This window comes from Streptomyces sparsus, from assembly GCF_054776295.1.
Window position 1 is genome coordinate 1 of record NZ_BAAHCA010000199.1, and the last position, 6,738, is coordinate 6,738.

Here is a 6,738-nt window from a genome sequence, read left to right on the forward strand (position 1 = left end):
CGTCCGACGTGGCGAAGCACAGGCTCCACTGGGCCCGCTCACCGCCCGTCACCGCGCCCACCGCGCGGCCGTCCAGCTCGGCCCGGTCGTAGGGGCCGGTGCCGCCGTCGGCCCGCTCCCCCGACCGGTACGTCCAGCCGAACAGCTCGCCGTAGAACCGCCGGCCGGCCTGCTGGTCGGGCAGCGCGGCCTCCACCCAGCAGGGTGCCCCCTCGTTGAACGCCACCATGGTCGTCTCCCCTTCGTTTGTGTTTCCCCCGAAACGCGGTACTGCCGGGCGGCAGACGGTAGCCGGGGCGGCTCGAGCCGCACTGGACGCGGCGTCGAGCGGCCCCGGCCCGGTCAGAACAGGTTGCCGAAGCGCTCCAGCGTCTCGCCCGGCGAAGGACCGTCCAGCGCCTGCCAGATGCGCTCGGCGCCCTCGCCGTGCTGGTGGAGCTTGACGTGCGCCAGCTCCACGCGGGTACCGCCCTCGACGGGGTGGAAGTCGACCTCGATCTCACTGGCGAACGTGTCGTCCTCCAGCGGCTGCCAGTACGGCGAGATCCGCCACGTCATGGCCAGCCGCCGGCCGGGCTCCCACTCCAGGACACGGCCCCAGGCGATCTCGTTGCCGTCCACGTCCCACTCGTAGTAGCGACCGCCGACGTGCTTCTCGAAGGCCAGACCGGCTCGTTCCGCCTTGACCAGTACGTGGCTCGCGGGCCACCAGTCGGCGGGACGCTCGGTGAAGACCTTGAAGCACTGCTCGGGGGTGGCCGCGACGGTCACCGACTTTCGGACGTCAGGAAGCGTCTGCTGTACGGGCACAAGCCCCTCCTTCTCCCAGATGGCGCCAATCACCACGGACGCCACCGTCACCCGGGGCGCTCGGCGCTGTGTCGAGCGCCGCTCGAAGCGGTGCGCTCCACCGGCGGTCGAGAACCTCCCGAGCCCGCGTTGTCACGTTCGTCCCGCCATCCGCCGAGGGCCCGGCCGGCACCGGCCGCACCGGACGAACGCACCGAACAAGGGGAGCGAATGATGACAGGAACAAACCGACGGGTCGCCTTCGTGACCGGCGCGACCAGCGGCATCGGCCTGGCCGTGACGGAACTGCTGGCCGCCCAGGGCATGGCCGTGTTCGGCTGCGCGCGGGACGCCGAGCAGGTCGCCGCGCTGGTGAAGCGGCTGCGCGCGGAGGGCCACGAGGCCGACGGCGCCGCCTGCGACGTCACCTCCACCGAGCAGGTGCGGGACGCGGTGGCCGCGGCGGTCGACGCGTTCGGCCGGATCGACGTGCTGGTCAACAACGCCGGCCGGGGCGGCGGCGGCCAGACCCACGAGATGGACGACGCGCTCTGGCTGGACGTCGTCGACACCAACCTCAACGGCACCTTCCGCGTCACCCGCGAGGTGCTGTCGGCCGGCGGCATGCGGCAGGCCGGCTGGGGACGCATCGTCAACATCGCGTCCACCGGCGGCAAGCAGGGCGTGGAGCTGGCCGCTCCCTACTCGGCGTCCAAGCACGGTGTCGTCGGCTTCACCAAGGCTGTCGGCAAGGAGCTGGCGAAGACCGGCATCACCGTCAACGCCGTCTGCCCCGGTTACGTCGAGACGCCGATGGCCCAGCGGGTCCGGCAGGGCTACGCGGGCCACTACGGCGTGTCCGAGGCGGACATCCAGGAGCGCTTCAACGCGAAGATCCCGCTGGGCCGCTACTCCACCGCCGAGGAGGTCGCCGGGCTGGTCGGCTACCTCGCGTCCGACACCGCGGCCTCGATCACCGCGCAGGCGATGAACGTCTGCGGCGGCCTCGGCAACTACTGAACCGCACGGGACCCCTCCGGTACCCGACACCCGCGAGAGACGGAGCCGAACCGATGACGAACTCCCCCAGTACCGCCGTGCTCACCGGGCCCGACGTGGGCGCCTTCCGCGCCGCGATGGGCTGCTTCCCTACCGGCGTCACCGTGCTCACCCAGGGCAGCGACGCCGACACCATCGCCATGACCCTCAACAGCCTGACGTCCGTGTCGCTCGACCCGATGCTGCTGCTCGTGTCGGTGAAGGCCGACGGGCGGATGCGTCCGCGCATCGCCGCCGCCGGCAGCTTCGCGGTCAACGTGCTGTCCCGCGGCGACCAGGCCCTGTCGGCCGAGTTCTGCCGGCCGGACCGCCCCGAGGGCGTGCTCGCCATGCAGCGGCTGGGCGCGGTCACCGGCGTCACCGGCAACGCGGTGCTGCCGTCGGCGGTGGCGTCACTCGAATGCCGGCTCCGGGACCAGTACGTGGCCGGCGACCACGTGCTGCTCGTGGGTGAGGTGCTGGCGCTGCACGGCGGGGCCCGCACCGGTTCGGCCGAGCCGTTGGTTTTCCACCGGGGCGGGTACTCGGCGCTGCGGAAGGAGGAGAGCGCATGACCGTCATCGAAGCTCCGGCCCTCGCGCCGCCGGCCCTGGAACAGGTCGCCGACGGCGTGTACGCGTTCGTGCAGCCGGCCGGCGGCTGGTGCGTGAACAACTCCGGCCTGATCGTCGGCGACGGCGGCGTTGACGGCGTTGCTGATGTTGACGGCGTTGACGGCTCCTCCGACGGATCCGAAGCGGTCGGTGCTGCCGGGACGTCCGGCAGCACCGGCACGTCCGGTGCTGCCGGTGTGCTCGGCCGGTGCGGTGTCCTGGTGGACACCGCGGCCACCGAGGCCCGGACGCGGCGGCTGCGGCAGGAGGTGGAGCGGGTCTGCCCCGGTGGGCCCGCGTTCGTCGTCAACACCCATTTCCACGGCGACCACACCTTCGGCAACGGCCAGTTCACGCCCGGCGCGCAGGTGGTCGCCGCCGCCGGCACCCGGGACGAGGCCGCCGAGGCCGGGTTCGGGCTGCGCGCCCTGTGGCCGGCCGTCGAGTGGGGCGACACCCCGCTGACGCTGCCCACCGTCACGTTCCGCGACCGGCTCACCCTGCACGCCGGCGGTCTCCGCGTGGAGCTGCTCGACCTGGGCCCGGCGCACACCGCCAACGACACGGTGGTGTGGGTCCCCGACCGCGGGGTCGTCTTCACCGGTGACCTGGTGTGGTCGGGCGTCACGCCGTACCTGCTGATGGGTTCGGTGTCCGGCTCGCTGCGCGCCCTGGACCGGCTGCGGGAACTGGGCTGCCGGACGGTCGTGCCCGGCCACGGTCCGGTCGCGGGCCCGGAGCTGTTCGATCAGACTGAGGCCTACCTGCGATGGATCGAACGACTGGCCGAGGAGGGCATGCGAGCGGGCCTGACGCCGCTGGAGGTGGCTCGGCGGGCCGAGCCGGGCGCCTTCGCGCACCTGCTCGACTCCGAGCGCCTGGTGGGGAACCTGCATCGGGCTTTTGCCGAATTGCGCGGATTGCCACCGGGAGGCCGGATCGATGTGTTCGGATCGTTCAAGGAGATGGTCGCGTTCCACGGCGGTCTTCCGGACTGCTGTGCCTGACCCCGTACGAGGGAGTTGACCTGTGAGCACCCCGGTGAAGGAACACGAACAGACGCACATGGAGAACGGCGGGCCGGAGCACATCCGTGCCGACGAGCTGAGGGCCATCTTCGAGGTGCCGGCGGCGCCGGCACCCACGCTGCTCCTCGCCGGTCCGGCGCTGCTGCTGGCCGGGGAGGACGACGACGGCTCCGAGCCGCACATCTGGCGCGGCATCGACTGAAGCGTCGGGTGCCCCCGCCCCCCGGCGGCTCGACCGCCGCGGTGCGGGGGCACCCGAACGACTCCCACCCGCACGGCCCTCCCCTCGGGACGGGCTCGTCCCACCCGAACGGCGCAACGCTCCGCGGCGGGGGCCTCCCTGGGGGAGGTCCCCGCCGCGGCATGCGGCGGCGGGATCACCGCCGGTGGTGTCACGCCTCGTCGGCGGGGGTGTCCCGGTGGATGACGCGGGAGCGGGTGAGCAGTCGCCCGTCCACCCGGACCAGCGTGTCCTCGACGACGAACGTCGGTTCGAAGGTGACGTTGCCCTCCCGGTCGGTCCGGCTCACCAGCGAGCAGTAGGAGACCTCCAGGGTGCCGTCCGCGCCGGGCTCGATCAGCAGGTGGTCGAACCAGTGGCGGACGGCGATGCCCCGGTAGCGCGGCAGCGCGGCGCGCATGCCCGCGACCATGGCGGCCCGGCCCTCCGCGCGGACGCCGTTGGAGTGCACCACGACGCCGTCGGGCGTGAAGGTGTCGGCGAAACCCTCGATGTCCAGCGCGTCCACCCGGCGCATCTGCACGGCGTAGTAGGTCCGCACCTCCGCGTAGAGGTCCCCCGGGACGACGGGCGGCGCCGGGACGGCGGACGCGGGGGCGGTGGTGGTGCTGGAGGTTTCCTGGACGGCCTGCGGCACGGCGACTCCCTTCGACGGCCGGCCCCTCGCCGGACCGGTGGCACGTGACGCCGCCATCGTCGCGCGGTGTCCTTCAGGGGCGCTGGAGCGGCGCTTCAACACCGGTCCGGCCGGGGTGGGCCGTAAAGCGGAGCCTTTGTTCGGGGCGCCGGACGGCACACGGGGCGACTGACATCTCTTTGATCACATTCGCCCCAACAATTCCGACCATCGGGAGAAAGCCGTACGTATCATTCTTGCGATCATGTGACGTAGTCCGGGAAGCTGACCGCCAGTCATCGGACCGGGACGCGCCCGGCAGGGGAGATCAAGACCCTCGCGGCCGGAACCGGAAGACACCGCCCTATGTCTGTAGAGGGAGCGGCGGCGCACCCGTCGCGCCCGATTCACCCCTGTCAGGCTGATACGGGGCTTTGGACGCGGGTTCAGTACGAGGGCACGCAGACCGCTGCGTGTGGGGGGATGGATAGATGACGTCGGCACCACGACCGGCTCGGCCGCGTGACAACGACGACCCGTCGATGACCACCAAGCTGCGCATACCCCGGCAGCAGCGCACCGGCGGCTCCAACACCCTGGGACGCGGCGTGCGGTGGCCGCGCAAGGCCCCGCCGCGTTACGACTACGAGCACTACAGCCGGCTCGCCGGCCCGCTCACCCAGCCCGACCCGAACAAGCCCTACCGCGTCAAGTACCGCAGCCTGATCGGCGACGAGCCGCACCGCATCCGGGCCTCGCTGTTGCTGGCCGCCGCCCCCCTGGTGTCCCTCGGCCTGTTCCTGTGGCTGATGCAGCCGCAGCACTGGACGGAGCGCGACGAGGGCTCGGTCTCCGACCTGGTGCTCAAGCTGGACATCGTGATGCTGGTCGCGATCGGCCTCATCGAGCTGTTCCGGACGTTGAACGTGCTGTCCAACTCGCACGCCACGCTCGTCGCCCGCGACCCGGTCCCCGTCGTGCCCGAAGCCGGCACCCGGGTCGCGTTCCTCACCTCGTTCGTGCCCGGCAAGGAACCGATCGAGATGGTCACCAAGACCCTCGAGGCGGCCGTCAGGATCCGGCACCGCGGCACGATGCACGTGTGGCTGCTGGACGAGGGCGACGACCCGGAGGTGAAGGAGGTCTGCCGCCGCCTGGGCGTGCACCACTTCAGCCGCAAGGGCGTCGCGAAGTGGAACACCGCCAAGGGCGCGTTCCGGGCCAAGACGAAACACGGCAACTACAACGCCTGGCTCGACGCGCACGGCGACGACTACGACTTCTTCGCCGGTGTCGACACCGACCACGTGCCGCTGCCGAACTACCTGGAGCGCATGCTCGGTTACTTCCGCGACCCGAACATCGGCTTCGTCATCGGCCCGCAGGTCTACGGCAACTACGACAACTTCGTCACCAAGGCCGCCGAGAGCCAGCAGTTCCTGTTCCACGCGCTGATCCAGCGCGCCGGCAACCGCTACGGCGCCCCGATGTTCGTCGGCACCAGCAACGCCGTCCGGATCTCCGCCATCAAGCAGATCGGCGGCCTGTACGACTCCATCACGGAGGACATGGCCACCGGGTTCGAGATCCACCGCACCCGCAACCCCGCGACCGGCCGGAAGTGGCGCTCGGTCTACACCCCGGACGTGCTCGCCGTCGGCGAGGGCCCCAACGCCTGGACCGACTTCTTCACCCAGCAGCTCCGCTGGTCCCGCGGCACCTTCGAGACCATCATCGGGCAGTACTGGAAGGGCTGGTACTCGCTTCCCGCGGGCAAGCTCTTCAACTACACCATGATGATCATCTTCTATCCGATCTCGGCACTGAACTGGATCCTGGCCGCACTGAGCTGCGCACTGTTCCTGGGCCTGGGCGCCTCCGGTGTGCAGATCGACCCGGTCATCTGGATGATGCTCTACGGCAACGCCTCGGCGCTCCAGGTCGGCCTGTACATCTGGAACCGCCGGCACAACGTCTCGCCGCACGAGCCGGAGGGCTCCGGCGGCCTCGCCGGCATGCTGATGTCGGCGCTGTCCGCGCCGATCTACGCCCGCTCGCTGCTGGACGCGGCACTGCGCCGCAAGAGCAAGTTCGTCGTCACGCCCAAGGGCGACTCGGCCAGCCCGGACACCCTGTTCGGCACCTTCCGCATCCACCTGTTCTTCATCGCGGTGTTCGGCGGCTCCCTGGTCGGCTCGTTCTTCCTGGGCCACGACCACCCGGCGATGCTCACCTGGGCGACCCTCGCCCTGCTGATCACCGCCGCGCCGATCATCGGCTGGCAGGTGACCGTGCGGAAGGAGAAGAAGCGCCGCCGGTTGCAGCGCTCCTCCGGCGCAGCCCCCGCACCGCAGCCCGCCGCACAGCCGCAGCCCGCCGCACAGCAGCAGACGGCGGGACAGCCGGCCGGCG

At 71.2% G+C, this 6,738-nt stretch carries 8 protein-coding genes; 5 read left to right on the forward strand and 3 right to left on the reverse strand.

Annotated features, from left to right (window positions below; genetic code table 11):
• Both ACYVE9_RS11970 and ACYVE9_RS11975 read right to left on the reverse strand, forming a co-directional pair.
• A partial coding sequence (locus ACYVE9_RS11970) for a VOC family protein (RefSeq protein WP_461027778.1) occupies positions 1-229 on the reverse strand: 229 nt, incomplete at its 3' end.
• A 113-nt stretch (positions 230-342) separates the two neighbouring features.
• Positions 343-846 carry an SRPBCC domain-containing protein gene (locus tag ACYVE9_RS11975; RefSeq protein ID WP_461027779.1) on the reverse strand — a complete coding sequence of 168 codons (504 nt, stop codon included), beginning with the start codon at positions 844-846 and terminating at the stop codon, positions 343-345.
• A 177-nt stretch (positions 847-1,023) separates the two neighbouring features.
• Between ACYVE9_RS11975 and ACYVE9_RS11980 the strand changes: the two genes are divergently transcribed.
• Genes ACYVE9_RS11980 through ACYVE9_RS11995 form a run of 4 tightly spaced genes read left to right on the forward strand, consistent with a single transcriptional unit; the run spans position 1,024 to position 3,671 of the window.
• Positions 1,024-1,809 carry an SDR family NAD(P)-dependent oxidoreductase gene (locus ACYVE9_RS11980; RefSeq protein ID WP_461027785.1) on the forward strand — a complete coding sequence of 262 codons (786 nt, stop codon included), beginning with the start codon at positions 1,024-1,026 and terminating at the stop codon, positions 1,807-1,809.
• Positions 1,810-1,862: 53 nt separating this feature from the next.
• Complete coding sequence (locus ACYVE9_RS11985; protein ID WP_461027780.1) at positions 1,863-2,402, forward strand: flavin reductase family protein; 540 nt, start codon at positions 1,863-1,865, stop codon at positions 2,400-2,402.
• Positions 2,399-3,448, forward strand: a complete 1,050-nt coding sequence (locus ACYVE9_RS11990) for an MBL fold metallo-hydrolase (RefSeq protein ID WP_461027781.1) — start codon at positions 2,399-2,401, stop codon at positions 3,446-3,448. Before ACYVE9_RS11985 ends, ACYVE9_RS11990 begins: the two co-directional genes overlap by 4 nt.
• 22 nt (positions 3,449-3,470) lie before the next feature.
• Positions 3,471-3,671 carry a hypothetical protein gene (locus ACYVE9_RS11995; protein WP_461027782.1) on the forward strand — a complete coding sequence of 67 codons (201 nt, stop codon included), beginning with the start codon at positions 3,471-3,473 and terminating at the stop codon, positions 3,669-3,671.
• Between the two features lie 190 nt (positions 3,672-3,861).
• On the opposite strand, the gene ACYVE9_RS12000 is transcribed toward ACYVE9_RS11995, so the two are convergent.
• Positions 3,862-4,404: a nuclear transport factor 2 family protein gene (locus ACYVE9_RS12000; RefSeq protein WP_461027783.1), complete on the reverse strand. Its 543-nt coding sequence runs from the start codon at positions 4,402-4,404 to the stop codon at positions 3,862-3,864.
• A 413-nt stretch (positions 4,405-4,817) separates the two neighbouring features.
• Here ACYVE9_RS12000 and ACYVE9_RS12005 point away from each other — a divergent pair.
• On the forward strand, positions 4,818-6,738 hold a 1,921-nt coding region (locus tag ACYVE9_RS12005), incomplete at its 3' end, for a glycosyltransferase family 2 protein (RefSeq protein ID WP_461027784.1).

What these genes read in the sequence shown, in the direction of transcription:
- ACYVE9_RS11980 (WP_461027785.1), top strand. Translation starts at nt 1,024, where the DNA reads ATGACAGGAACAAACCGACGGGTCGCCTTCGTGACCGGCGCGACCAGC.
- ACYVE9_RS11985 (WP_461027780.1), top strand. Translation starts at nt 1,863, where the DNA reads ATGACGAACTCCCCCAGTACCGCCGTGCTCACCGGGCCCGACGTGGGC.
- ACYVE9_RS11990 (WP_461027781.1), top strand. Translation starts at nt 2,399, where the DNA reads ATGACCGTCATCGAAGCTCCGGCCCTCGCGCCGCCGGCCCTGGAACAG.
- ACYVE9_RS12000 (WP_461027783.1), bottom strand. Translation starts at nt 4,404, where the DNA reads ATGGCGGCGTCACGTGCCACCGGTCCGGCGAGGGGCCGGCCGTCGAAG.